The organism is Rathayibacter sp. VKM Ac-2762, assembly GCF_009866585.1.
Classification (GTDB): Bacteria; Actinomycetota; Actinomycetes; order Actinomycetales; family Microbacteriaceae; genus Rathayibacter.
Map to the genome: position 1 here is coordinate 3,205,403 of NZ_CP047419.1, position 25,908 is coordinate 3,231,310.

The following is a 25,908-nucleotide window of genomic DNA, read 5'->3' on the forward strand; positions in this document are numbered from 1 at the left end:
CGGGAAGCGCCCGCCGACCGGGACCTCCGCGCCCCGGACCCGCGGATCCGCGCCGGATCGGGCGGGCGCGGGATGCGCTACTCCGGCGGCAGAGCGCGGGCGCGGGCGGACTGCTCCGCGAGCAGAGCGAGACCCGCGCCGATCACGACGAACGAGATCGGGGCGAAGAACACCTCGCCCAGCTGCGTCGCACACAGCAGCACCAGGATGCTCGCCGCGCCGACCGCGTGCCCCGGGCGGCTCCCGGCCCCGGCGGCCGTGGTCGCGAAGCCGGCCACGAGCACGGTGCCGATGACGCCGACGAGCAGCACGACGCCGCCCTCGGCCATCAGCGCCAGGTAGGAGTTGTGGAAGAACCAGTCGATCCCGTCGACCCGCGCCGTCGCCTCGCCGAGCCCGGAGCCGGTCCACGGCGAGAGCGCCACCTTGTCGACCGAGGCGTCGAGGATGCGGGCGCGCAGGGCGTCGGAGCCTGCCCGCTCCACCCCGTAGTCGCCCGCCGTCGCCAGGTTCCGCTCGGCCCAGAGGAACAGCAGGACGAGGCCGCCGCCGAGGAGCGCGCGGAAGAGCAGGCGCAGATGCGGCGCCGCGATGAGCCACACGAGCGCGCAGGCGTAGGCCGCCATCGACGTGCGGGAGTCGGTGGCGACGACCGCGCCGGCTCCGAGCGCGAGCACGCCGATCCGCAGCCACAGCCGTGAGCTGAGCGCCGAGACCAGCAGCGCCGCCGCTCCGTAGACGAGACCGGCCACGTTCTTGTCCTGGAGGAAGCCGGTCAGGGCGCCCTGGTAGCTGTCCGGGGCGAGTCCCGCGACGAACAGCACGGCGTTCAGCGACAGGGCCGCGGCGAGTCCTTTGAGCCCCGAGACCACGTCGATCCGCCCGCTCGCGAGGAAGCCCGCGGTGAGCATGACGAGCGCGATGTTCGCCGCCCGGCGCAGGGCGTCGAGGCCGTCGAAGGACGAGCCGGCGAGGACGAAGGCGAGCAGTGCGAGGCACAGCCACGGGTACCAGGCGGCCCGTCCGAGACGGCGGGTCGGACGCCGGAAGAGGCTGACGAGGACCAGGGCGGCCAGCGCCGTCTGGGCCAGCGGGACGCTCCCCGGGAGGAAGGGGGTGGGGAGCCGGTAGACCAGGAGGCCCATCAGGACGGCATCGAGTATCCGGGCGGAATGTGCTATCGGAAAGGCCGCGTGAACGAGCGGGTAACGCCTCTCGACGACGATCTCTCCCCCTGGCGCGGACATGTCGTCATCCTCGCAGAAAGGGCCTTCCGAGGGGTCGGGGACCGCCTAGGGAAAGGCGCTCCGCATTGCTAGCGTGACCGACACCTCAGCATCGTCGTGCGGCGCATGCGCGGCACGCAGAAAGGTGCGCAGTGACTGTCGTCGATCTCATCGCATTCATCCGGCGGAACTGGCGGACCCTCGTGGTCGCCGTGCTCGTCGGAGCCCTGGCGATGGCCGCCTTCTCGTTCCTCACTCCGAAGGTCTACGAGTCGAGCTCGGCCGGATTCGTGATCGCCGCGAGCGACGGCAGCTCGGCCGATGCGATCAGCGGGTCGCAGACCGCGGTGACCCGGGCGAACGCCTACCTGCCGCTGATCTCGAGCAGCGCCGTCTCCGAGCGGATCGAGGCCGACCCGGAGGCGAACCCCGGCGGAGAGGCCCTGAGCGGCCGCCTCACCGCGAGGGTCGCTCCGGGCAGCACCCTGATCGAGGTCACCGCCGAGGCCGGGACCGCGCAGAACGCCGCAGCACTGGCCAACGGGGCGCTCGCGGCGCTGGCGGCCGTCATCACCGACATCGAGACGCAGTCCACCGCGGACCGCACACCGCAGATCACCGTCGTCCCGCTCGAGAACGCGGAGCCGCCCGCCGCCCCGACGAGCCCCGACTGGGTGCGGAACATCCTGCTCGGCGCCCTGGGCGGGCTCGTGCTCGGCTTCGGTCTCGCCTTCCTCCGCCGGGCCCTCGACATCCGCGTGCGGACCGTCGACGACCTCACCGAGCTCTTCGGCGTCGGCGTCCTCGGCCGCATCCCCAAGGCCGGACGCCCGGGCCGGACCGGCGGCCGCCGCGGCACCGACGCGCTCACCGCGGAGGCGTTCCGCTCGCTCCGGACGGGCCTGCGCTTCTCCAGCGTCGACGAGGAGACGCGCAGCGTCGTGATCACCAGCGCCAACCAGGCCGAGGGCAAGTCCACGATCGCCGCCGGACTGGCCCGCGTCACCGCGGAGTCCGGGCAGCGCACCCTCCTGGTCGACGCGGACCTCCGCCGGCCCTCCGTGGCGCGGATGCTGGACATCGACGGCGCCATCGGCCTCAGCGAGGTCCTCAGCCACCAGATCCCCGTGGACGACGCGATCCGCCCCACCGGCACCGCGGGCCTCTACGCCCTCCCGGCCGGGCACATCCCGCCCAACCCCTCCGAGATGCTCGGCTCCGAGGCGATGCGCGCCCTGGTCGCGCGCCTCTCGAAGGACTACTTCGTCATCATCGACGCGCCGCCCGTGCTGCCCGTCACCGACGCCTCCATCGTCGCGACCGTCGTCGACGGCGTCGTCTTCGTCGTCGCCTCGAACCAGACGCGCCGGCCCGAGGTCGTCGCCGCCCGGCGGATCGTCCAGCAGGTCCGCGCCCGCGTGCTCGGCACCGTGCTCAACATGGTCACCGCCCGCGACGGCGACACCGGGTACTACTACTACGACCGCAAGAACGCGTACTACGCCGAGCCGCAGCCGGCGACGGGGCGCAAGCGCGCGGCGACGGCACCGCGCCGGTCCGAGCTCGCCCCGGTGGAGTCGCGGGCCCTGCCTCCGCAGACGTCCCGCCGGGCGGCTCGATGAGCGGGCGCCTGCTCCTGCTCTGCCATGCGAACGTGGCCCGGTCGCCCTCGGCCGAGCTGATCGCGGCGCGCCTGCTCGGCGCCGGCTCCGACTGGCGGGTCGAGAGCGCGGGAACGCACGCGGAGGCCGGCCGCGGGCTCGACCCCGAGCTCAGCGATGCGCTGCGGGCCCGCGGGCTCTCCACGGCCGGGCACCGCGCGCGCCAGGCCGACGGCCGGATGCTCGCCGGCACCGACCCCGTGCTCGTGTTCGAGGCGGGCCAGCGGGAGTGGGTCACCCGCCACTTCCCGGCCGCCGCGCGCCGCACCACCACGGTCCGCCGGGCGGCGCGGCTGGCGGGAGCCGCCCCCGGCGTCCCGCTCCTGCGGCTGCTCGCCGACGACACCGCCCCCTACGGAGCCGAGGACGACTTCGCCGACCCGTTCGGGCGCGGACCGGACGTCGCCGCGGCGGCCGTCGAGGACATCGACGCCCTGCTCCGGGTGATCCTCCCCGCTCTCGGCGCTCTGCCCGTCGGCGCGGAGCCCCCTGCCGCCACCGTCCGGAGCACCCGCCGCTCGCTCCGCCGGGACCGCGCCGCCGAGACGGTCGCGAGGTGACCGCCGAGGGGGTGAGCGTCGTGATCCCGCACTACGGCGACCCCGCGCCCGCGCTCGCCCTCGTCGAGCGGCTCCGCAGCCAGGAGTCGCCCTCCGCCCTCGAGATCGTCGTCGTCGACGACGCCTCCCCTATCCCGTTCCCGGCCGGGACCGACGGAGTGGAGGTCGTGCGGCGCGAGCGGAACGGCGGCTTCGGCGCCGCGGTGAACACGGGCGCCGCCCGGGCGCGCCACCCGCTGCTCCTGGTGCTCAACAGCGACCTCGTCGTCGGGCCCTCCTTCCTCCGCGACCTGCTCGAGGCGGGACGGCCGTGGCTGCCCGCGGTCGTCGCTCCGGACCTCGTCGACGCGGGCGGGGAGCGGCAGTGGGTCGGCCGGCGCTTCCCGCGGCCGCACCACTACGTCGTGGAGTGGCTCACTCCGCTCGCGCGCTGGCGACCGCGGCTGCACGCGGCCGTCGGCCACGACACCCGGTGCACCCCGGGCGCGACGGTGCCGGTGGACTGGGTGGTGGGCGCCGTGATGCTGCTGCCGGTGGCCGAGTTCCGCGCGGTCGGCGGGTTCGACGAGTCCTTCCACATGAACTGCGAGGAGGTCGACCTCCAGCGCCGGCTGCGCGAGCGCGGCGTGCCCTCGGTCTTCGCCGGCTCCGTCGTCGCCGAGCACACGGGAGGCGGCTCCTCCGACCCCGCGCGCCGGCTGATCTGGCTGGTCGCCTCGCGCCTGCGCTACGCCCGCAAGTGGGGCGGGCGCCCCGCCGCCCTCGCCGCGGCCCTGCGCGCCGCCTCCGCCGTGAACCTCGCCGCCAACGCGGTGCGCGCCGCCGCCGGCAGCGACGTGCGCCCGCTGGCCGTCCTCCGGCGCGAGCTCCGGCTCGTCGCCGCCGCCGAGGCGGCGTCCCGGTGAGCGGGCCCGTGCTCGTGGTGAGCCCGGTCTTCCACGGCTACTGGGAGGCGCTCGAGTCGGCGCTGGCCCACCTGGGCGACGACGTGGTCGTCCACCGCTACGACGCCGCGACCGGGCTGGCCCACGTGCGCGACGCCCTCGGCCACCGGCTCCCCGGGGGCAGGCTCCGGCGCTCGTCGATGCGCGCCGAGACCGACCGCGCGATCGCGGCGCTGCGCGCCGTCCGGCCCCGGGCCGTCCTCGTGGTGAAGGGCGACTCCCTCGGCGACGCCTGGTGGGAGGAGATCGGCCGCGCCGGCGTCCCCGTGGTGCTCTGGCTCTACGACGAGCTCCGCAACATGGGGCACCCCGTCGACCGTCTGCGCTCCCTCGCCGGGGAGGCGGTGTCGATCGTCAGCTACTCCACCGCCGACGTCGCCGAGCTCGCCCGCGCGGGAGTGCCGGCCGGGCACCTGCCCGACGCCTTCGACTCCCTCCTCTCCTTCCGCCCCCGCCCCTCCTCCGCGGTGACCTTCGTCGGCGCCCGCTACCCCGAGCGCGAGCGCGTGCTGCGGGAGCTCGCGGCCGGCGGTGTCGCGGTCGAGGCGTACGGGCGGCAGTGGTCGCGGCACCCCTGGGACGTGGCGCGCACCGGCCGCTGGCGCTCGGCCGGCGTCCCCGCCCGCCGCGACGTCCCGCGGGCGGGCTACTACGGAGTGATGGCCGGCTCGACCGCGACCCTGGCTCTGCACGGCGCGGGCCACGGCGGACTCTCGATGCGCGCCTTCGAGGCCCCGGGCGTCGGGGCGCTGACCCTGATCGACCGGCCCGAGGTGGCGGAGTTCTACGAGGTGGGCAAAGAGGTGCTCGTCTTCGAGGAGCGCGACCAGCTCGTCGAGCACGTGCGGCGGGCGGGCGCGGACCCCTCCTGGGCGCGGCGCATCCGCGAGGCGGGCGCGCGACGCACCGGCGCCGAGCACACCTTCGTGCACCGGATGCGGGAGGTGAGGGCACTGTGGCGCTGACGCACCCGACCGACCTGGAGGCCTGGCGCCGCTGGCAGCGCGGCCGCGACCCGCTGCGCACCGCCCGGGCGGCGCTGCGGCGCTCCGAGCCGACCCGCCTGGTGCTGCACGTGCGCGGCGACCGGCCTGCGGTCCTGCTCGCGGTGGAGGCGTCGACGGCGAGCGCCCTCGCTTCGACCGCGGCCTCGCTCGCTCCTCTCGGCGGGGCTCCCGCGGCGGTCCTCGCTCCCTCCGGAGCCGGCGACGCGCTGTCCGGGCTGCTGCCGGGCCGCTGGAGGGCGCACCCGGTCGACCCGGAGGCGGACCCGCCCGCCGAGCTGCGGAGCCTCCGCGCCGTGATCGCCACCGGACACTTCCTCGCGGCGGGAGCGGCCGCCCACCGCTGGTCCGGGATCCTCGGCGCCCGCTTCCTGGTCGTGCAGCACGGGCTGCTCACCCCCTCCGCCCCGCCGCTCCCGCCCGGAGCGACGCTGCTGGCGTTCTCGGAGGAGGACGCGGCCTTCTGGACCTCCGGCCGCAGCGACGTGGAGACCGAGGTCGTCGGCAGCCAGCTGCTCTGGACCGCGTCGCGCCGCCCGCGCCCCGAGCGGCTCGAGGAGCGGCCCCTGTTCCTCGGCCAGCTGCACGGCGCGGAGCTGCCCCGGCGGACGGCCGCGGCCACCGCCTCCCGCTTCTGCCGCGAGGCGGGCGCCGACTACCGCCCCCACCCCGCCGAGGTCGACCGCCGCTCGCGCTGGCAGCACGCGCGGTGGGAGCGCCGCGGCATCCGGGTGCTCCGCGGCGGCGACCTCGCCGCGCAGGCCCGGCCGGTCGCCTCGATCTTCTCGACCGGGGTCCTGGAGGCCGCGGCCGCCGGGATCCCCGCGTGGGTCGTCTGCGAGGACCCGCCCGCCTGGGTGCTCGAGTTCTGGAGCCGGTACCGGCTCGCGCGCTGGGGCGGGGAGACGCCGACCGCGGCTCCGCCCGTCCCGTCCGTCGAGCCGGCCGTCGCCGTCGCCCGCCGGGCGCTCGCCATCGCCGAAGGAGGCACCCCGTGACCGTTCTCTGCGTCATCCCCGTGCGCGGGGGCTCGAAGGGCGTCCCGCGCAAGAACGCCCGCCCCGTCGCGGGCCGCCCTCTGGTGGTCTGGAGCATCGAGCAGGCGCTCGCCGCCGGTCTCGACGTGCTCGTGTCGACCGACGACCCCGAGCTGGCCGCGATCGCGGAGGGGGCGGGAGCGGACGTGCCGTTCCTCCGGCCCGCCGAGCTGGCGCGCGACGAGACGGCGACCGAGCCCGTCGTGCTCCACGCGATCGAGCACCGGGCCGCGCTGGGCCGCCGCCCGGACGCGGTGATGCTGCTCCAGGCGACCTCGCCGATCCGGCTCCCGGGCACCCTCGCCCGCGCGCTCGAGCAGTTCGCCTCGACGGGGGTCGACTCGCTGGTGGGCGTCGTCCCGCAGACGCCGTTCCTCTGGCGGCTGCAGGAGGGGGCCGCCGTGCCGCAGTACGACGTCACGGCCCGGCCGCGGCGCCAGGACCTCGCCGAGGCCGACTTCTTCTACCGCGAGACCGGGTCCCTCTACCTCACCCGCACCGAGGTCTACGAGCGCGAGCGCAACCGGATCGGCGGCCGGGTCGGCCTGTTCGTCATGGACGAGGCGGAGGGCGGGGACATCGACACCGAGGCGGACCTCGCGGTGGTCGAGCAGACCCTCCTCAGCCTGTCGGCGGGAGGCGGCGCATGATCATCGACCGGCACCTCGCCCCGTTCATCGTCTTCGCCGAGGACCCGGTGCTCACCGCGCTGGCCAAGATCAACGCGAACAAGCAGCGGATCGTCTTCTGCGTCGACGGGCACGGGATCCTCCGCGGGTCGGTGTCCGACGGCGACTTCCGCCGCTGGATCATCGCGAACCCGACGGCCTCCCTCGACGTCCCGGCCCTCGCCGTCGCGAACACCGCCGTCCGCACGGCGGGAGCGGACGAGCCGGCCACCGCGATCGCCGCCCAGCTCGGCCGCGACGGGATCAGCCACCTCCCGCTCGTCGACGACCGCGGGCACCTCGTCGCGATCGCGGTCGAGGGCGACCGGGCGCTGCGGATCGGCCGCCACGAGGTGGGCGACGGCCACGCGGCCTTCCTGATCGCGGAGATCGGCAACAACCACAACGGATCGGTCGATCTGGCGCGGCGGCTGGTCGACCTCGCGGTCGAGGCGGGCGCCGACGCGGTGAAGTTCCAGCTGCGCGACCTCGACTCCCTCTACCGGCGCGCCGGCGGGGCCACCGCGGGGGAGGACCTCGGCGCCCAGTACACGATCGACCTCCTGCGCCGCTTCTCGCTGCCCGCCGAGCCGCTCCTCCGGGTCTTCGACCACGCGGCCGAGGCCGGGATCGACGTCCTCTGCACCCCGTGGGACGCCCCGAGCGTGCAGGCGCTCGTCGACTACGGGATCCCGGGTCTCAAGATCGCCTCGGCGGACCTCACCAACCACGGCCTGATCGAGGACGCCGGCACCCGGGGGCTGCCCCTGCTGCTCAGCACCGGGATGTCCCGCGAGTCCGAGATCCTCGAGTCGGTCGCGCTGCTGCGCTCGCTCGGCACCTCCTTCGCCCTGCTGCACACCCAGTCGACGTACCCGGCGCCCTACCGCGACCTCAACCTCGCCTACCTCGACCGGCTCGCCGAGATCGGCGGCGGCGTCGTCGGCTACTCCGGCCACGAGCGGGGCTGGCACGTCCCCGTCGCCGCCGTCGCCCGCGGGGCCCGCATCGTCGAGAAGCACTTCACGGTCGACCGGGGGATGGAGGGCAACGACCACACGGTGTCCCTGCTCCCGGACGAGTTCCGCCGCATGGTCGGCGAGATCCGCGACATCGAGGACTCGCTCGGCACGCGCGACGCCCGATCGGTCTCGACGGGGGAGTCGATGAACCGCGTCTCGCTCGCGAAGTCGCTGGTCGCCTCCCGCGACCTCTCGATCGGGGACGTGGTGCGCGCCGCCGACGTCGTCGTCCGCAGCCCCGGCCGGGGCCTCCAGCCCAACGAGCTGCCGCAGCTGCTCGGCCGCGCGCTCCACCGCGACGTCGAGGAGGGCGGGTTCTTCTTCGCCGGCGACCTGCGCGAGAGCACGCCGTCCGGCCGGCCGTTCCGGTTCCGCCGCCCCTGGGGCCTGCCGGTGCGGTACCACGACCACGCGGCGCTCGCCGCGGAGTCGAACGCCGACTTCCTCGAGTTCCACTTCTCGTACCGCGACCTGGAGATCGAGCCGGACGACGTGTTCACCCGCCGCCTCGACTCCGGCTTCACCACCCACCTGCCGGACCTGTTCGCGGGCGACTTCCTCGTCGACCTCGCCTCCTTCGACGACGACGTGTGGGAGCGCTCGATCGCGGAGGTGCAGCGCACCGTCGAGACCACCCGGAGCCTCGCGCGCTGGTTCCGCCAGGAGGAGGACCCGATGATGGTCGTCACGATGGGCGGCTTCACCCGGCACGCGCACGTGGCTCCGGATCAGCGCGCTCCCCTCTACGAGCGCGTCGCCGACGCCCTCGAGCGGATCGACGCGAGCGGCGTCCGCGTGCTGGCGCAGACCCTCCCGCCCTACCCGTGGCTCATGGGCGGGCAGCAGTTCCACAACCTCTTCGTGGACCCGCGCGACACCGCGGAGTTCGCGGCCGCGACCGGCACGCCGCTCTGCCTCGACGCCTCGCACACCAAGCTCGCAGCGAACCACCTCGGGCTCGCCTTCTCGGAGGCGGTGACGCTGCTCGCTCCGCTCAGCGCGCACCTGCACCTCGTCGACGCGACGGGTGTCGACGGCGAGGGGGTGCAGATCGGCGAGGGCGAGATCGACTGGCCGGACTTCGCGGCGTCGCTCGACGAGCTGGCGCCCGGGGTGCCGTTCATCCCCGAGATCTGGCAGGGGCACGTCAACAGCGGCGAGGGCTTCTGGACCGCGCTCGAGCGGCTGGAGGAGTGGCTGTGACCCCGCTCGCGCTCTGGGCGGTGCCGGTCGGCGAGTTCGGCGGGGTGGCCCGCCACGTCCTCGACGCCGCCCGGCACGGGATCCCCGGCCACCGGCTCGTCGTGCTCTGCCCGGAGGGAGCACTCGCCGAGCGGCTCCGGGAGCAGGGCTCGGCCGTGACGACCGGGCGCTTCGGAGTCTCCGCCGGCGTCGCCGCCTCCGTGGCGACCCTGCGCGCGACCGCGGCGGCTCTCCGCCCGGCGATCGTCCACTCCCACCTCGCCCACGCCGACCTCGTGACCGCGGCGACCCCGCTGCCCCGCGGGGTCCACCGCGTCACGACGGAGCACGGCATCGCCGGGCCCGACGTCTACCACCGCACCGCCCTGCGGGCGCGGACGACCGCGGCGGCGCACCACGCGCGGCTGCGGTCCTTCGACGGCGCGATCGCCGTCTCGGAGGCCACCCGCCGCACCATGATCGAGAAGTGGCGGCCGAGCCTGCCGGTGCAGGTCGTGCTCAACGGAGTCGACGCCGCGCCCCGCGACCGCGAGCCGGGGGAGCCGGGCTCCCTCCGGGTCCTCTCGCTCGCGCGCCTGGCGCCGGAGAAGCGCCTCGACGCGCTGCTCGAGGCCTTCGCGGTGCTGCGCCGACGCGTCCCCGGCGCCACGCTGACCGTCGCCGGCGAGGGGCCGCTCGACGGCGCCCTGCGCGCCCGGGCCGAGCGGCTCGGCCTCGGCGACGCCGTGTCGTTCCCCGGCTTCGCCGATCCGGAGGCGGCGCTCGCCGCGGCGGACGTCGTCGCCCAGCTCTCGGTCTGGGAGAACTGCTCCTACACGCTGCTCGACGCGGCCGCCCGCGGGATCGGCGTGGTCGCCTCCGCGGTGGGCGGGAACCCCGAGATCGTCGAGCGGGACTCGCTGGTCGACGCCGACGACCCGGAGGCGGTGGCCGCGGCGCTGGAGCGGCAGGCGTCGAGGGCCGCGGCTCCTCGCGCCGTGCGGGACGTCGCCGCCATGTGCGGCGGGATCGCCGCCGTGTACGAGGGGGTGGCGGCGTGAGCGGCGGGTCCCTGCGACCGGGACTGCGCACCCTCCTCTCGCTGGCCGGCGCCGCCTCTCCGGGCTGGATCACCGCCGCCGTCGCGGGCTCCCTCGCGCTCGCGGTCCTCGACACCCTGGGCGTCGCCGCGATGGTGCCGCTCATGGCGCTGCTCACCGGGACCGACACCACCACGGGCGCGCTCGGCGTCCTCTCCGGCGTCCTCGGCTCGACCGACGTCCAGACCCTCCTCCCGATCATCGCCGGCTTCGTCGCGGTCGTCTTCGTGCTCAAGAGCGCCGGGACGATCGTCTTCCGGTGGTGGCTGCTCGGCCGCACCACGCGGATCTCGGCCGACGCTGCGACGGAGCTGCTCCGGCGGTACGTCCTCGCGCCCTACGCCGTCCACCGCTCCCGGCGCCTCGCCGAGGTGTACCGGACCATCAACGACGCCAGCGCGCAGGCGGCCGGCGTGCTCCTCGGCGTGATCGGCATCGCCTCCGACCTGCTGGTGCTCGTCGCGATCGTGGCGATCCTGCTGGTCGCCTCGCCGGTCGCGACCCTGTTCGCGGCCGTCTTCTTCGCGGTGCTGCTCGGCGGCGTCCAGGCCCTCCTGCGGCGGCGGCAGGGCCGGATCGGCGAGGAGATGGCGGAGGCGGCGCTGGAGTCGTGGCAGTTCCTGCTCCCCTCGCTCGACGGGTTCCGCGAGGCGCGCCTGACCTCGAGCGCGGCGAGCCTGGTCGCCGGCTTCAGCGGAGCCAAGCGCCGCAGCGCCCAGGCTCTGCGCTCCCTCTCGCTCGTCTCGGAGCTGCCGAAGTACCTGCTCGAGATCGGCTTCGTCGTCGCCGTCGTAGGCGTCTCGGGGATCCTCGTCGCCACCGGCTCCGGCGCCGAGGCGCTCTCCGTCCTGGGCGTCTTCGCGGCCGCCTCCCTCCGCGCCCTGCCGACGCTCAACCGCGTCTCGGCCACCTTCGCGATCGTGCGCAGCGGGCAGGCGGGGCTGCGGATCGTCTCCGACGCGGCCGAGGAGCTCGCCTCCGAGGGGGCGCACGTCGAGACGCCCGGGCCGGGCGGCCGCTACTCCGGCGACATCGCGCTCGAGCACGTCACCTACCGCTACGCCGACTCCGACGTGGACGTGGTGCGGGACGTCTCCCTGGTGATCCAGCGCAACGCCACGACCGCCTTCGTCGGATCCAGCGGCGCCGGCAAGAGCACCCTCCTCGACCTGGTCCTCGGCCTGCTCCCGCCCACGAGCGGCCGGATCCTCTGCGGCGGGCGGCCGATCGACGAGGACCCCGCGGCCTGGTACGCGGGGCTCGGCGTGGTGCCGCAGGACGTGTTCCTCCTGGACGCGACGGTCGCCGCGAACGTCGCCTTCGGGGTGCCGGCGGCCGAGGTCGACCACGAGCGCGTGCGCGAGGTGCTGCGGACGGCGCAGCTCGAGGAGTTCGTCGGCGGGCTGCCGCAGGGTCTGGACACCCGCGTGGGCGAGCGCGGCGTCCGCCTCTCCGGCGGCCAGCGCCAGCGGCTCGGCCTCGCCCGGGCGCTGTACCGGCGCCCCTCCGTCCTCGTCCTCGACGAGGCGACGTCGGCGCTCGACAACCGCACGGAGCACGAGATCTCGCGTGCCGTCGCCGAGCTGCACGGCAGCATGACCGTCCTCGTGGTCGCCCACCGGCTCTCGACCGTGCGCGGCGCCGACCGGCTGCTCTTCCTCGACGGCGGCCGGATCGAGGGGGCCGGCACCTTCGAGGAGGTGCGGGCCGCGCACCCCGGCTTCGCCCAGCTCGTGGCGCTCGGAGAGCTCTCGTGAGCGGGGGAGGCCCGCGGTGGTGACGCTCGGCGACGTCCGCTCGACGCTGCTGGCGCCCCTCCGCCGACGGGGCACGACGGTGCTGCTGCCCGGCGAGTCGTTCGGGGTCGGGAACCTCGCCTACTTCTGGCTGCAGGCCCACGCCCGTCGGAGCCGCGGGGTGCCGACCGCGGTGCGCGCGACGCGGAGGACCGCGGAGTGGGCGGAGGTCTTCCCGCGGGTCCTCGAGGAGCTCGTGGTGCCCCCGGCGGAGATGTCGTTCTTCAGCCCCCGCGAGCTCGGGAGCGTCCACCAGGAGCTCGGCGTGGAGTTCACGACGGACGAGCTGGCGGACTTCGTCGCGACGATGCTGCTCCCGCCCGGCGGCCCCTTCAGTGCTCTGGTGGCGGCGGCGCGACCGGAGGCGGACCTCACCGTGAACATCCGGCGCGGCGACTACTACAGCGTCCCGGCCTTCCGCGGCCGCTACTCCTTCGACGTGGTCGAGTACGTCGACGCGGCGCTCGCCCTGGCCCGCGAGCGGGAGCCCGTGCGCAGCGTCCTGATCGTGTCGGACGACCTCGACTGGTGCCGGGTGAAGCTGGCCCGCGTCCTCGAGGGCCTCGAGGTGCGCTTCCCGGGGGCGGGGACGCCGGTGCCGCAGCAGCTCGCCCTGCTGGCCGCGTCCCGCCGCCTCGTGCTGACGAACTCGACCTTCTCGTACTGGGGCGCTCATCTCGGCGACCACGTGCACGGCGGCGCCGACGTGATCGCGCCGTGGTTCCACAGCCGCGCGTGGAACGGAGGGGCGGCGACGCAGCTCGACCCGCGCTGGCGGGTGGTCCGCGACCTCCCCGGCGGCTGGGACGGCTGACGCGGCGCGTCGGATGCGGGCGGCTCCGGGGCGTTCGCGGGCACCGGCGGGGGCTGCGGGCGGGCGGCTCCGGGGGCGCGACCGGGCGTGGACGGTTGCGGGCGGGCGCGTTGTGCGAGGACGGCTGCAGGGTCGCGGCTCCGGGCTCTCGGCTCGGCGCCTCAGCGCAGGACGTGGCCCTCGACGTCGACGGGAGCCCGGGCGGTGAGGCGCTTCAGCCGCATCGCGGGGCGCTCGACCAGCAGCCAGCTCGCCCACGCGAGGGGGACGGTCGCTGCGACCGAGAGCGCGATGTACGCCCAGAGCGGCACGGCGGCTCCGGCTCCGACGATCGCCAGCGAGAGCAGCTGCTGCACGGGGAACGCGTAGATGTACATCCCGTAGGAGACGTCGTGGGTCGCGCCCACTCGACGCAGGGGGAGCCGGGCGCCGAGCGCGACCATCAGATAGGCGAGGGGGAGGCCGGCGAGCACGCGGTAGAGGCCGGTCGCGATCACGAGGACGAGCAGCACGGCCGCGACGGCGGTGAGTGCGCCCGTCAGGGGGAGGCGGTCGCGGTACAGGTGCACGAGCGCGCCGGCGAGGAAGTACCCGACGAGCGTCACCGTCTGGTTGAGGGGTGCCGGGAACGGGACGAGGTCCGTCGCGAGCACCGCCGCGACGAAGGTGAGGCCCGCGAATCCCGTGACCACGAGGGGCCGCACCCAGCGCGCGGGCGCCAGGGAGACGAGCAGGCCGATGACGACGTAGCTGACGAACTCGTAGAACAGGCTCCAGAGCGAGCCGTTCCACGCGCCCGGGTAGGGCACGGAGCCGAGCATCCCCGCGATCCCGTACTCCCGGATGTAGAGGGCCGCATTGGCGACCACGAAGCGCACCGCCCCGGCCGCGCTGTACTCGCCGGCTCCGAGGAGGAGCGACGCGAGCGGTGCGGCGACGAACGCCACGACCAGGAGCGAGACGAGGAAGGCGGGATAGATGCGGAGGAAGCGCCGCCAGAGGAAGTCGACCAGCGATCGCGAGCGCAGCCGGCTCGCGGTGATCAGGAAGCCGGAGGTGGCGAAGAACCCGCCGACCGCCCAGGCGCCGAGGGTCGAGCCTCCGAACCCGGGGTCGTCGCCGTAGCCGCCGAGGGGGAAGGAGTGCGACACGATGACGAGGACCGCCAGCCCGAGCCGCAGGGCGTTGATGCTGTTCGACCGCGGGTCGAAGGCGGAGCCGACGGTCGGGCGCGTGCGCGGGCGTGGCGCGCGGGCGGGCGCGGCGGTGCGCCGGCCGTTCTCCTGGCGGGTCATGCGCACATCCTGCTGACCCCGGCCGTCGCCGTCGATCGGGCCTGGGACGCGCCGCGCTCCTCCCGGAGGGCCCGCGCACCAGCAACGACGCGCGCTCCACCCCTGCGGCCCCGTCGCGGAGCTGACGCGGACTGACGTGCGACCTGCGGCTGATCCCTCTCCGCCCCGTCGTCCCTCCGTCGCCCTCTCCGCGAGACGCCGCTCCGGTAGCGACACGCCGGAGCGGGCGTACCGGAGCGGCACCTCGTGGCAGGCGGTCGGATCACGCCGGTCGGATCACGCCGGTCAGAGCAGCCCGTCCGTGAGGTGGTCCGGCGTGCCGAAGCGGTGGGCCGTGATCGACACGGCCTGCTCGCGGAGGAACGGCAGCAGCTCCAGCCGGCCCGCCTCGGTCGCCGGGCCGGCGTAGACCGCGAGGTCGGGGCGTCCGCCCGTCACGGCCGTCACCGTCGCGGCGGACGCGCCCAGCAGGCGCACCCGTCCGGCGGCGTGGGCGCGCACCCGCGCCTCCCACGCAGCGTCGTCCTCGACCACGACGGCGCCTGCCGCCTCGTCGAGACCGGCGGCGAGCTGCGGAGGCAGCGTCACGGCGCTCGAGACGACCACCCGTGCCTGTGCGGTCGCCGCTGCGACGGCCACCCGCACGAGCGAGCCCAGCGGCTCCCCGGCGGCCAGGCGCACCAGCACGGCGGAGTCGTAGGGCAGGCGGCGGAAGACGTTGCGCTCCGCCTCCAGCCCCGTCACGTCGCGAGGAGCGCCCGCGGCCCACGCCGCCGCGCAGCTGCGCGCCGTCCGCTCCACCGCGGCGTGCTCCTCCGCCGGGAGCTCCGCGCGCGACGCGGCGAGCAGGCGGGCGGCCGGTCCGACGACCGGAGCGGTCGCCTCCGACGGCGCCGCGGTCCAGGAGCCCAGGCCGAGCAGGTAGTCCGGCCCGCCCGCCTTGGTGCCCGGGCCGACCGCCGACTTCTTCCAGCCGCCGAACGGCTGGCGCTGCACGATCGCCCCGGTGATCCCGCGGTTCACGTAGAGGTTGCCGGCCTCGATCCCGTCGAGCCAGGTGCCGATCTCCTCCGGGTCGAGCGCGTGCAGGCCCGAGGTGAGCCCGTAGTCGACCTCGTTGACGATCGCGATCGCCTCGTCGAGGGTCGCCGCCGTCATGATCCCGAGGATCGGCCCGAAGTACTCGGTGCGGTGGAACTCGGAGCCGCGGCGCACGCCGTCGCGGACGCCGGGGCTCCACAGGCGTCCGGAGTCGTCGAGGCTCCGCGGCTGCAGCAGCCAGGTCTCACCGGCGCCGAGCGCGGTCAGGCCGCGCAGCAGCTTGCCCTCGGCGGGTTCGATCACCGGCCCCATCCGCGTCGCGGGATCGGTCGGGTAGCCGACCGTGAGGGAGGAGACAGCGTCGAGCAGCTGCGCGCGGAACCGCTTCGAGCGAGCGACGGAGCCCACCAGCACGACGAGCGAGGCGGCGGAGCACTTCTGGCCCGCGTGCCCGAAGGCGCTCGCCACCACGTCCTTCACCGCCAGGTCGAGGTCGGCCGAGGGGGTGACCACGATCGCGTTCTTGCCGCTCGTCTCGGCGAGCAGCGGGAGGTCGTTCCGGAAGGAGCGGAACAGCTCCGCCGTCTCGTAGGCGCCGGTGAGGATCACCCGGTCGACCTGCGGGGAGGCGATCAGGTCGCGCCCCAGCTCCTCCTCCGGCAGGCGGAGCAGGCGCAGGGCCTCGCGGGGCACGCCCGCCGCCCACAGCGCCTCGGCCACCACGGCGCCGCAGCGCGCGGTCGGACCGGCGGGCTTGAGCACCACGGCGGAGCCGGCCGCGAGCGCCGCAAGGACGCCGCCGGCCGGGATCGCGACCGGGAAGTTCCACGGCGGAGCGACCAGGGTCAGCGCGGCCGGGTGGAAGCGGGCGCCGTCGACCGCGTCGAGCTCGAGGGCGCGCTCGGCGTAGTAGTGGGCGAAGTCCACGGCCTCCGAGACCTCGGGGTCGCCCTGGTCGAGGGTCTTGCCGCCCTCGGCCGCCATGACCTCGAGCAGCTCGGCGCGGCGCGCCTCCAGCTCGTCGCCGGCGCGGTGCAGGATGCGGGCACGCTCCTCGGCCGGGACGTCGCTCCAGCCGCTGCCGCGGGCGCCGGAGAGCACCGACTCCAGCTCGTCGAGGGTGCCGATCGTGGCGGCCTCGATCGCGTCGGCGCCGGCCCGGGAGGAGGGGACGCGCGCGAGGATCGCCTGCGCCCACTCGCGGTTCGCGGCGACGGACGGGTCGGTGTCGGGGGTGCTGCGGAAGTCGCCCGGTCCCGGGCGGCCGCTCGCGGCGAACCGGTCGGGCACGCGGTGCGCCGGGGGGACGGCCCCGTCGAGGGCGGCGACGGAGGCGCGGAACCGCTCCTCCTCCCTCGCGAAGAGCGCCGGGTCGGCCTCGAGCTCGAAGACGGCCGACATGAAGTTCTGGCTCGACGCGCCCTCCTCCAGCCGGCGGATCAGGTAGGCGATCGCCACGTCGAACTCGGCCGGCGCGACGACCGGCGTGTAGAGCAGGAGCGAGCCGACCGTGCGGCGCACAGCCTCCGCCTGGCCCTGGGCCATGCCGAGGAGCATCTCGTACTCGATCCCCTCGCGGACGCCGCGGGTGCCGGCGAGCAGCCACGAGTACGCGACGTCGAAGAGGTTGTGCCCGGCGACGCCGACCCGCACGTTGCGGATCCGCTCCGGGTGCAGCGCGTAGTCGACGACGCGCTTGTAGTTCGTGTCGGAGTCCTGCTTGCTGCTCCAGGTCGCCAGCGGCCAGCCGTGGACCGAGGCCTCGACCTGCTCCATCGGCAGGTTCGCGCCCTTGACCAGGCGCACCTTGATGCCGGCGCCGCCGCGGGCCCGGCGGGCGGCGCTCCACTCCTGCAGGCGGATCATCGCCGAGAGCGCGTCGGGCAGGTAGGCCTGCAGCACGATGCCGGCCTCGAGACCGAGGAACTCCGGCCGGTCGAGGATGCGGGTGAAGACCGCGATGGTGAGGTCGAGGTCCTTGTACTCCTCCATGTCGAGGTTGATGAACTTCTGCGGCGAGGACGCGGCGGCCCGGGCGAACAGCGGCGCCAGCTCCTCGACGATGTCGTCGACCGCGGCGTCGAAGGCCCACGGGTTGTGCGGGGCGGTGCTCGAGGAGACCTTGATCGAGACGTAGTCGACGTCGTCGCGGGCGAGGAGCCAGTGCGTCCCCTCCAGGCGGCGGTGGGCCTCCTCGCGGCCGAGGACGGCCTCGCCGAGCAGATTCATGTTGAGCCGGACGCCGTCGCGGCGGATCGCGGCGATGGCCGGGCCCAGGCGGGAGTCGGTCGCGTCGATGATCAGGTGGCCGACCATCCGGCGCAGCACCCGGCGCGCGATCGGCACCACGACGTCCGGGAGGAGCGGCGCCATGACGCCGCCGAGGGCGACCGCGCCGCGCATCGGAGCCGGGAGGAAGGACGGCACGCCGCCCGCGATCGCCTTCAGCGCCGCCGCCGCGACGCGGGTGTCCTCGGGTCGGACGACGCCGTCGACGAAGCCGACCGTGAAGTCCAGGCCGGCCGGGTCCTTCAGCACGCCCGCCAGCTGCGCCCCGGAGGCGTCGATCGGGATCGCGGACGCCTCGCGCAGCCAGCGCCGCACCAGGGCGACGCTCTCGTCGACCAGGCGGGGATCGATCGAATCGGCGGACGGGCCGTCGGCGGCGGGGCCGGTGGCGAGAGCGGGGCTGGCGAGATCCGTCATGGTGCGGTCCTTCTGCTCTGAGGTGGGTGCCTTCAGTATTCGACCGACTACCGTTGAGCAGAAGCGACCGTTCCTTATCGGTACCGGTCAGCTCAGCTGAACGATCGGAGGGACGCCGTGCTCGATGTCCGCCGCCTGGTCCTGCTCCGCGAGGTGGCCATCCGCGGCACTCTCGCCGCCGCGGCCGAGGCCCTCGCCTACAGTCCCTCCGCCGTCTCGCAGCAGCTCGCCGTGCTCGAGCGCGAGGCCGGCGTCGAGCTGCTGCGGAAGGCGGGCCGGCGCGTGCAGCTCACACCCCAGGCCGAGATCCTGGTCGAGGCGGCCGGAGAGGTGATGGCCCTGCTCGAGCGGGCGGAGGCGGCGCTCGCGGCCTCGGGGGAGTCGGTGACCGGGCGGGTGCGGGTCGCGGTGTTCCAGTCGGCCGCGCTCGCGCTCATGCCGGGTGCGCTCCGGGCCGTCGCCGACCGCTTCCCCGAGGTGCGCGTCGAGATGGTGCAGCGCGAGCCCGAGGGTGCGCTGCACGAGACGTCGTGGGCGCGGGAGTTCGACCTCGTCGTCGCCGAGCAGTACCCCGGCCACTCGACCTCCTGGCTGCCCGGACTGGTGCGCAGCGACCTGACGACCGACGCGATCCGCCTCGCCGTGAGCCGCGACTCCGCCGTCGTCGACCTCGCCTCGGCCCGCGACTCCGCCTGGGTGATGGAGCCGCGCGGCACCGCGAGCCGCCACTTCGCCGAGCAGACCTGCCGGGTCGCGGGCTTCGAGCCGGATGTCCGCTTCGAGACCGCCGACCTGCAGGCGCAGATCCGCCTCGCCGCCTCCGGCCACGCCGTCGCCCTGATGCCCGACCTGGTCTGGGCGGGCGAGGCGCCGGACTGCCGCCTCCTCGAGCTGCCCGGCACGCCCCGGCGCACGATCTTCACCGCCCAGCGCGAGGCGCAGTTGGCGTCGCCGGCCGTGCGGGTGTTCCGGGAGTGCCTGGCGGAGGTGGCGGGGCGGTTCGCGTGAGGCTGGGGGCGTGCGGGGGTGCGTGTGGCGGTGCGGTGCGGTTCGGGTGAGCGGGGGTGTGTGGCGGTGCGGTTCGGGTGAGCGGGGGCGTGTGTGGCGGTGCGGTTCGGGTGAGCGGGGGCGTGTGGCGGGGTGTTGCGCCGGTGTCCTGCGCGCGCCGCCCCGAGGACGGCTGGGATGTGCGGCGTCGGCTGCGGTGATCCCTCCCTCCACAGGAGGGCCTCACGCCGGTTCTCCACGGATGTGACGATCCGTCGCTTCCGTGTCGGTGGTCGCTGATTGAATACACGTATGACGATGATCAGCGGGTCGACAGCAGCGGAGGCGGTGCTCAGCGAGGTGCGTGCTCGCGGCGACCGAGCCGCTGCGCTGGCCCGTTCGGCGTCCCCGCTGCTCCTGGCCGCGGCCGAGGAGCTGCACGCCGGGCACCGGGCCGCACTCGAGCATCCGGAGTCGTTCGCCCGCGGCTCGGCGCCGCACGCGTCGAGCGACCTCGCCGAGCGGTCGATCCGCGCGGAGTTCGCGGTCGCCCTCGGAGTCTCCGAGCGGGTCGCCTCCCGCGAGCTCGACCACGCGCGCCTCCTCGTCGAGGACCTGCCGACCACCCGCGCCGCCCTCGCCGGGGCGCGCCTGCGGTGGGAGGCGGGCCAGGTCGTCTGCGCCGTCGCGGCCACCCTGCCTCCGGGCTCCCGCGCCGCGTTCGATACGCGGGCGGCCGAGCTCGCGGCCCGCACCACGCCGACCCAGCTGCGGCGCGCCCTGGCGCGGCTGCGGGAGGAGCTCCACGAGCAGCCCCTCGCCGAGCGACACCGACGTGCCCGCGAGGACCGCGCGGTCTGGCTGACCCCCGAGGTCGACGGCATGGCGACGCTCTGCGCCCTCCTCCCCGCCCCGGTCGCCGTGGGGGCGTACAGCCGCCTCGACCGGATCGCCCGGATCCTCCGCGACGGCGCCGAGGGGCCGGCGGGGGCGGAGCCGCCTGCCGCCACGGACGCGGGCTCCTGCGGGGCGGAGTCGAGCGGGACGACCGGGGCGGAGCCGACCGGAATCACCGGGGCGTGCGACGTCGACGCGATCTCCGGAGCGGGCGACGAGCGGACCCTCGCCCAGCTGCGAGCCGACGCTCTGGCCGACCTCCTCTGCGAGGCGGACGTCATCGGCACGGCGCCCGACCCGGTCGGTGCCGATCGGCCCGTTCCGACCCTCGTCACCGGCGTGCGCGCCGAGGTGCGGGTCACCCTGTCGGCGAGCACCATGTCCGACGCCGACGACGCCTCCGCCGAGCTCGACGGCTACGGCCCGATCCCGGCGGACGTCGCCCGGAGCCTCGTCCCCGCGACCGTCACCCGCGTGCTGACCGAGCCCCGGACGGGCGCCGTCCTCTCGGTCGGGCGCACACGCCGACTGCCTCACCGCGAGCTGCGGCTCCTCCTCCAGCTCCGCGACGTGACCTGCCGCTTCCCCGGCTGCACCCGCTCCGCCGCGAGCGCCGAGGCCGACCACGTCGTCGAGTGGCGCAACGGCGGCGGCACCGACCCCGGCAACCTCGCCAGCCTCTGCGTCGCCCACCACCACGTGCGGCACGGCGACCGCTGGACCTACGTCCTCCACCCCGACGGCACCGCCGACTGGACCACCCCCACTGGCCGCCGCATCACCACGCGCCCGCCGGGCCTCGAGGAACGGCTCCGTCCAGACCCACCCGCGACCCCGAGGTTCGAGGACCGGCCGCCGCCGTTCTGACACGCTGCCGTGCTGCCGTGCTGCCGTGCTCCCGTGCTGCCGTGAGGGAATCGGCTGTCGGGCGGGTTCGGCCCGCTGCGCGGGTTCGCACTGGTGATCGGGCCGTGAGTCGCTCGGGGGCGAGTGCTCAGCGCACTACCGCCGCGCCGCTGACGCTCGGATCTGCGCCTTCGCTCGGGTTCACGCGGCCGCACCGTCGCACCACCGCCGCACCACTGCCGCTGAGGCGCGGACCGTCACCGGGGCCGCACCGTCCGTCGCCTGACGCCGTGCCGACACCAGGGCCGTGCCGCCGCCTTGCGCCCTGCCGCCGTTCGGCCACCACGATGCAGCACCTCAGCACCTCAGCACCTCAGCACGTCAGCACCTCAGCACCTCAGCGCGCGCTGAACCTCCGTCGAGCGCCGTCGCGACGGCCCGCCGTTCGGTCAGGGCGTCTCGCGACTGCGCTGGCGCCCCGCACCGCCCCACGGCTGATACGGCGGGGTGCGCAGTCCAGGCGCGCAGTCCGGGCACGCCCTCGCGGTCAGTCGGCGACGCGCAGGAGCACCTCGCCCGTCGTCCCGCCCCGCAGCCGCCCCGCCGCCGCGACGCTACGCCGCCAGGAAGCGGTCCGCCGTCCGCAGCGAGAGCGCCATCGTCGCGAGCGCCGGGTTCGCGATCAGCGCGCTCGGGAACACCGAGTTGTCGCACACCCAGAGGTTCGGCACGTCGAAGCTGCGGCCGTCCGCGTCGATCACGGCGTCACCGGCGTCGGTGCCCATCCGCACGGTGCCGAGAGTGTGCGCCGTGCGCGCCATCACCCGCGTGCTCGTCGCGCCGGCCGCCTCCACGATCGCGGTCATCGTCCGGATCGCGTGCCGGTCGATCGCCTCCTCGTTGGCGCCCGCCGAGAACGTGATGCGCGCCTTCGGCACCCCGTGCTCGTCCAGCTCGTCGGTCAGCTCCAGCCGGTTGCCGTCGGCGGGCAGGCACTCCGCGTTGATCCCGACGCCAGCCGCGAAGCGGTAGCCGTCGAGCGCGTCCATCAGATCGCGGCCCCAGAGTCCCGCGCCGCGGGCGAGCGTCGTCGCGTAGGTCAGCGGCATCACTCCGAGGCTCTGGATCAGGTAGCCGCCCGCGAAGTCCGCGTCGGCCGGGCGGACGGTGTCCTCGGTGATCACCGAGGAGGGGTAGCCGCGGTAGCCGCGCATCTCGTTCTCGAAGGTGCCCCAGACCTGGGTCGCCCCGTGCACCAGGAAGTTGCGGCCCACCTGGCCGCTGCTGTTCGCGATGCCGGTGTGCAGGAGGAGCCGGGGCGTCTCGACGCCGCCCGCGCAGAGGAACAGGGCGGAGCAGCGCTGCCGGTGCTCCACTCCGCCGCTCGTGTAGACCACGGCGCACACGCGTCCCGCGGCGTCCAGCTCGATCCCGTGCACGAACGAGTCGGCCCGGATCTCGGCACCGGCCCGCACCGCCTCCGGCAGGTAGGTCACGTCCATGCTCGTCTTCGCGCCGGTCCGGCAGCCCTGATGGCACTGGCCGCAGTTGACGCAGGAGGGCCGGCCGTCGTCCCGCGGGCCGCTGAGCACGGCGGCGGGCGCGTCGGTCGCGCGCATCCCGATCGCCGCGCAGCCGCGCAGCATCATGTCGGCCGAGGCGTTCCGCGCGAGCGGGCCCTGCAGGTAGCGGCGCGACGGGTCCCACGGGTACTCGGCCGGGCCCGCCACTCCGATCGTCGCCTCCACCTTCTCGATGTACGCGGTGAGCTCGGCGTGCTCGATCGGCCAGTCGCGGCCGACGCCGGAGTCGCTCCGGAGCCGCAGGTCGCGCGGGTCGGGGCGGGGCGTGAACGCGCCCCAGTGCAGCGTCGAGCCGCCGACCCCGCGGCCGCTGTTGTTCTGCCCGAAGGCGGTGGGGGTCTCGCCTCCGCTGAGGCGCTCCTCCATCCAGTTGATCTCGACGGCCGCCGTCTCGTCGGCGGTGTGGCCGAGCGGATCGACGTGCGGCCCGGCCTCGAGGGCGACGACCCGCAGCCCGCGAGCGGCGAGCACCGAGAGCAGGGGCGCTCCGCCGGCCCCGGTGCCGATCACGACGGCGTCGACCGTCTCGTCGAGCGGGAAGCGGCGCATGCCGGTCGTGTTCATCGGTGACTCCTCGTCGTCGGTTCCCAGGTCTCGCGGTCGTCGGCGCCGAGCAGGCGGAAGCCCGTTACGAGCGGCAGCGTGTCGCCGCCGCTGGCGTAGCCGTCGTAGCCGATCCGCGCCATCGACGCGGGGTGGGCCAGCCACTGCTTCACGAGGTCGACGCGGCAGTCCTCGAACCAGGCGGTCAGCTGCTCGGCACCGAGCCCGCCGGCCGAGCGGTCGCCGAGTTCCGCGGAGCCGTCGGCGATCGCGGTGAGGCGCGCGTCCTGCTCGGCGGGGCCGAGGCCGGCGAAGCCCCGGAGGGCGTCGAGCGCCAGACCGTAGGCGATCGGGTCGGCCGGCAGGTCGGCGTTGCGCCAGCCGTCGCCCTCGCCGTTCGCGAGCTGCGTGTCCACCCGCGCGGCCAGGTCGATCCGGCCGCCCTCCTGTGGGACGACCCGGTCGGCGATCGCGCGCAGCTCCGCGAGCTGGGCGACGGTCAGGGCGCGGGGCGCGTACTCCGGGTCGTCGGCGAGCGCGCGCACTGCCAGCAGCCCGCGCACCCGCGTGGAGGTGCGGGCGGAGGCGATGGCTGCGCCGACGTCGGCCGGGACCGACGGCGCCGTGCCGGCCTCCTCCTCCCAGAACCGGCGGATCGCCGCCGCCACCTCGACCGGGCGCTCGAACGGAAGGAGGTGGCCCGCCCCGGCGAGCGTGAGCAGCCGGGCGCGGGAGTAGAGGGAGCCGGTGAGGCGGCGCTGCGCGTCGGCGCCGAGGTCGCCGTCCTCTCCGCCCGCGATCAGCAGCGCGGGCACAGGCCCGAGGGCGGCCTCGCCGGTGCGGTCCTCGCGGCTGCCGTGCTCGAGCCAGTCCCGCCAGCCCTCGGGGGAGTAGCGGCGCAGCTCGGCCAGCACCTCCGCGTCGGCGTCGGCGGGCAGCGGCGAGCCGACGTTCTGGTCGACGAACTCGCGCACCTGCGCCTCGTCGAGGTGCCCGTCGGCGACCCAGCCGAGCATGGTCGAGCGGCGCTCCTCCTCCATCGGCTCGGGCGAGAGCGGCGACCCGGCGAGGAGCACGACGCCCGCGAGCCCGAACAGGCCCGAGCGGCCGGTGACCGTGCGGGAGGCCACGAGCGAGGCGATCTTCCCGCCCATGCTGTGCCCGAGGAGCAGCCAGCGGGAGGCGCCGTGCTCGCGGATCCGGCGGATCGTGGCGGCGGTCATCTCCTCGAGCGAGGTCCCGGATCCACCGGGCAGGTCGAGCGCGACGAGATCCGCGACGTCGGCGAGTTCGCGGCCGAGCGCGTCGAAGGCGCGGCCGTCGAGCCCGAGTCCGGGCAGGGCGAAGAGGGTGGGGCGGGGGCTGGTGGACACGGGCGTCCTGTCAAATCGGCCGCGCCACGGCAGTGGGGAGCGGGAGGGGAGCGGCGGCGGGGGCGGCCCTCCTCATCCGACCACACGGCGTCCGCGCGCCCGGACCCTTGCGCCGACGAGGCACTCGTGCTGTGCTCGGCGCCTCCGTTCCGCGCCGCGATGCCGGGCCGTCGTGCCGCCCCTCTGTGCCGCCCCTCTGTGCCGCGCCTCCGTGGCGGGCCTCAGAGCGGAGAAGCGAACACCACCAGGTTGTCCCGGTAGCGGCCGATCGCCGTGTCGTACTCGCCTCCGCAGGTCACGAGGATCAGCTCCTCCTCGAGGGTCGCGCCGAAGACGCGGGCGGTGGGGAACGCGGCCTTCGCGTGGGACTCGACCGCCGTCACCCGGTAGCGGTGGTCGGAGCCGTTCACTCCGCTCACCGCGATCTCATCTCCCGGGGCGAGCTCGCCGAGGCGGAAGAAGACCGCGGGACCGGACCGCGAATCGACGTGCGCCGCGATCACGGTGCGGCCGCTGCCGCCCGGGCGCCCGCCTCCCGAGAACCAGCCGACGTCGTCGTAGTCCACCGGCACCTCCATCGCCCCGTCCGACTGGATGCCCAGGGCGATCAGCGGCTCGTCCAGGCCCATCGCGGGCACGATCAGCCGGGCGGGCTCGACGCCGACGGTGCGCGCGGGCGCCGCAGCGGCGGGGTCGGGCGCGGGGACCGGGGGAGGAGTGACCGGGGGAGCAGTAGCGAGGGCCGGAGGCGCGGGCGCGCTCGCGGGCGTCTCCGCTCCTCCGCTCCCGTCCGCGGCGGCGCACCCCGCGAGGAGCAGCACGGCGCACAGTGCCGCCGCGCCGCTCCTCGACCGGGTGCCCACGATCAGGAGGCGGTGCGCCGGCGGGCGACGACCACTCCGGCCGCGCCGAGGGCGGCGACGGCTCCGAGGCCGGCCATCGCGGCGAGACCGGACGGGCCCGTGGCGTCGCTCCCGGCGGCGGTCGCGCCGCCACCGGTCTGGAGGCCGCCGACCGGCACCTGCGAGAGCTGGCCGCGGACGACGCCAGCCGCATACGAGGCCGTGTGGGAGTCGCCCGCGAAGGCGGCGGGATCGGCCTCGAGGGCCTTCAGCGTGAATCCGGCGCCGGTGTCGGCCCCGTTCGCCTGGATCCCCGTGGTGAAGGGGCCCTGCAGGCAGCCGCTGCTGGTGCGGGGGCCGTCTCCGACCGGGGCCGGGTTCGGGAACGCGATGCGCGGCGGGCCCGCCTTGCCCAGCGCCGCCTGGTGGATGTGCGTCGCGGTCTTCGCGGGGCTCTGGTAGTCGCCGGTCACACCGGTGAGGGTGATGTCGTAGCAGATGACGTCGAGGTCGCTGTTGACCCGGAAGGTCATCTCGCCCGTGGCGCCGGGCTGGCCGGGGGTCGCGGCGGAATCGGCGTTCACGACCTGGTCGGGCGTCGCCATCACCGTGAAGGCGCTGGTGAACGAGGACGGCTCGGCGACCTCGGTCTCGGCCTGGGCCGGCGCGGCGGCGAAGAAGGAGGCGGCGGCGACGGCGGTGATGCCGCCGAGGGAGAGCAGGCGGCGGCCGGCGCGGTTCCGCGCGGGGGACGTCTTCGTCATGGTGGAGCCTTTCGATC

The 25,908-nt window shown here is 75.4% G+C and carries 19 protein-coding genes; 12 read left to right on the top strand and 7 right to left on the bottom strand.

All coding sequences use genetic code 11. The annotated features are described in order from the left end of the window. Positions 1-77: 77 nt before the first annotated feature. Positions 78-1,145, bottom strand: a complete 1,068-nt coding sequence (locus GTU71_RS15030) for an O-antigen ligase family protein (RefSeq protein WP_159940832.1) — start codon at positions 1,143-1,145, stop codon at positions 78-80. A 233-nt stretch (positions 1,146-1,378) separates the two neighbouring features. Here GTU71_RS15030 and GTU71_RS15035 point away from each other — a divergent pair, with 233 nt between their 5' ends. The 10 genes from GTU71_RS15035 to GTU71_RS15080 are packed head-to-tail and all read left to right on the top strand — an operon-like array spanning position 1,379 to position 13,014. Then, a complete protein-coding gene (locus GTU71_RS15035) occupies positions 1,379-2,848 on the top strand; it encodes a polysaccharide biosynthesis tyrosine autokinase (protein WP_159940834.1) in 1,470 nt (489 codons plus the stop codon). Beyond that, a complete protein-coding gene (locus GTU71_RS15040) occupies positions 2,845-3,447 on the top strand; it encodes a hypothetical protein (RefSeq protein ID WP_104227202.1) in 603 nt (200 codons plus the stop codon). The genes GTU71_RS15035 and GTU71_RS15040 overlap by 4 nt, the downstream gene beginning before the upstream one ends. Next, on the top strand, positions 3,444-4,352 hold the full coding sequence (locus GTU71_RS15045) for a glycosyltransferase family 2 protein (protein WP_159940836.1): 909 nt from the start codon (positions 3,444-3,446) through the stop codon (positions 4,350-4,352). The genes GTU71_RS15040 and GTU71_RS15045 overlap by 4 nt, the downstream gene beginning before the upstream one ends. Beyond that, a complete protein-coding gene (locus GTU71_RS15050) occupies positions 4,349-5,356 on the top strand; it encodes a glycosyltransferase (protein ID WP_159940838.1) in 1,008 nt (335 codons plus the stop codon). Before GTU71_RS15045 ends, GTU71_RS15050 begins: the two co-directional genes overlap by 4 nt. Next, on the top strand, positions 5,347-6,393 hold the full coding sequence (locus GTU71_RS15055) for a hypothetical protein (protein ID WP_159940840.1): 1,047 nt from the start codon (positions 5,347-5,349) through the stop codon (positions 6,391-6,393). The genes GTU71_RS15050 and GTU71_RS15055 overlap by 10 nt, the downstream gene beginning before the upstream one ends. Beyond that, positions 6,390-7,082: an acylneuraminate cytidylyltransferase family protein gene (locus GTU71_RS15060; RefSeq protein WP_104329399.1), complete on the top strand. Its 693-nt coding sequence runs from the start codon at positions 6,390-6,392 to the stop codon at positions 7,080-7,082. Before GTU71_RS15055 ends, GTU71_RS15060 begins: the two co-directional genes overlap by 4 nt. Further along, positions 7,079-9,325, top strand: coding sequence for an N-acetylneuraminate synthase family protein (locus GTU71_RS15065; protein WP_159940842.1), 2,247 nt, complete (start codon positions 7,079-7,081; stop codon positions 9,323-9,325). The genes GTU71_RS15060 and GTU71_RS15065 overlap by 4 nt, the downstream gene beginning before the upstream one ends. Beyond that, the gene (locus GTU71_RS15070; RefSeq protein WP_159940844.1) at positions 9,322-10,365 is read left to right on the top strand and encodes a glycosyltransferase family 4 protein; all 1,044 of its coding nucleotides are present in this window, start codon (positions 9,322-9,324) and stop codon (positions 10,363-10,365) included. The genes GTU71_RS15065 and GTU71_RS15070 overlap by 4 nt, the downstream gene beginning before the upstream one ends. Beyond that, positions 10,362-12,161 carry an ABC transporter ATP-binding protein gene (locus GTU71_RS15075; protein WP_159940846.1) on the top strand — a complete coding sequence of 600 codons (1,800 nt, stop codon included), beginning with the start codon at positions 10,362-10,364 and terminating at the stop codon, positions 12,159-12,161. Before GTU71_RS15070 ends, GTU71_RS15075 begins: the two co-directional genes overlap by 4 nt. Positions 12,162-12,177: 16 nt before the next feature. Next, positions 12,178-13,014, top strand: coding sequence for an alpha-1,2-fucosyltransferase (locus GTU71_RS15080; protein WP_159940848.1), 837 nt, complete (start codon positions 12,178-12,180; stop codon positions 13,012-13,014). 161 nt (positions 13,015-13,175) lie between these two features. Here the strand turns inward: GTU71_RS15080 and GTU71_RS15085 are convergent, their stop codons facing one another. Next, a complete protein-coding gene (locus GTU71_RS15085) occupies positions 13,176-14,309 on the bottom strand; it encodes an acyltransferase (RefSeq protein WP_159940850.1) in 1,134 nt (377 codons plus the stop codon). A gap of 285 nt (positions 14,310-14,594) precedes the next feature. Continuing rightward, complete coding sequence (locus GTU71_RS15090; RefSeq protein WP_159940852.1) at positions 14,595-18,056, bottom strand: bifunctional proline dehydrogenase/L-glutamate gamma-semialdehyde dehydrogenase; 3,462 nt, start codon at positions 18,054-18,056, stop codon at positions 14,595-14,597. A gap of 117 nt (positions 18,057-18,173) precedes the next feature. On the opposite strand from GTU71_RS15090, the gene GTU71_RS15095 reads away from it, so the two are divergent. Together GTU71_RS15095 and GTU71_RS15100 are read left to right on the top strand one after the other, a co-directional pair. Beyond that, positions 18,174-19,064, top strand: coding sequence for a LysR family transcriptional regulator (locus GTU71_RS15095; RefSeq protein WP_104267855.1), 891 nt, complete (start codon positions 18,174-18,176; stop codon positions 19,062-19,064). 291 nt (positions 19,065-19,355) lie between these two features. Then, the gene (locus GTU71_RS15100) at positions 19,356-20,807 is read left to right on the top strand and encodes an HNH endonuclease signature motif containing protein (protein WP_159940854.1); all 1,452 of its coding nucleotides are present in this window, start codon (positions 19,356-19,358) and stop codon (positions 20,805-20,807) included. Positions 20,808-21,400: 593 nt separating this feature from the next. Here the strand turns inward: GTU71_RS15100 and GTU71_RS15105 are convergent. From GTU71_RS15105 to GTU71_RS15120, 4 genes are all read right to left on the bottom strand, one after another. Next, positions 21,401-22,933 (bottom strand): GMC family oxidoreductase, encoded by a 1,533-nt coding sequence (locus GTU71_RS15105; RefSeq protein ID WP_159940856.1) that lies wholly within the window; start codon positions 22,931-22,933, stop codon positions 21,401-21,403. Next, the gene (locus tag GTU71_RS15110) at positions 22,930-24,285 is read right to left on the bottom strand and encodes an alpha/beta hydrolase (protein WP_159940858.1); all 1,356 of its coding nucleotides are present in this window, start codon (positions 24,283-24,285) and stop codon (positions 22,930-22,932) included. The genes GTU71_RS15105 and GTU71_RS15110 overlap by 4 nt, the downstream gene beginning before the upstream one ends. Before the next feature lie 221 nt (positions 24,286-24,506). Then, positions 24,507-25,148, bottom strand: a complete 642-nt coding sequence (locus tag GTU71_RS16520; RefSeq protein WP_167305259.1) for a class F sortase — start codon at positions 25,146-25,148, stop codon at positions 24,507-24,509. A 2-nt stretch (positions 25,149-25,150) separates the two neighbouring features. Continuing rightward, positions 25,151-25,891 (bottom strand): CHRD domain-containing protein, encoded by a 741-nt coding sequence (locus GTU71_RS15120; protein WP_104227340.1) that lies wholly within the window; start codon positions 25,889-25,891, stop codon positions 25,151-25,153. Positions 25,892-25,908: the final 17 nt, after the last annotated feature.